Here is a 247-nt window from a genome sequence, read left to right as displayed (position 1 = left end):
CAATGATTTGCTGGAAGGACTGGATTTTGCCTATCCGAATGGGAAAAAAGTAGGAGGCTTAGCCAGTGCGATGGCGATGGGGATGCAAACGGGTTTATTTTTTGAAACCGCAACCGAGGAGAGAGTGGCTTTAGTGAAAGAAGGAATTGTTGGTGTCGCTCTCAGTGGCAATATTGAAATGGATACAATTGTTGCCCAAGGCTGTCGCCCGGTGGGACCCCAATATCAAATTGTCCAAGGAGAACGC

1 protein-coding gene is annotated in these 247 nt (G+C 47.8%); it reads left to right on the top strand.

The window, feature by feature from the left end:
• Positions 1 to 247 (top strand): FIST N-terminal domain-containing protein (locus R0J92_RS25415; RefSeq protein ID WP_411053729.1); only part of this gene is annotated, 247 nt, incomplete at both ends.

Origin of the sequence: Tritonibacter sp. SIMBA_163 (assembly GCF_046535935.1) — a bacterium.
Lineage (GTDB): Bacteria > Pseudomonadota > Alphaproteobacteria > Rhodobacterales > Rhodobacteraceae > Epibacterium > Epibacterium scottomollicae.
This window is presented reverse-complemented; position numbering and strand designations above follow the sequence as displayed.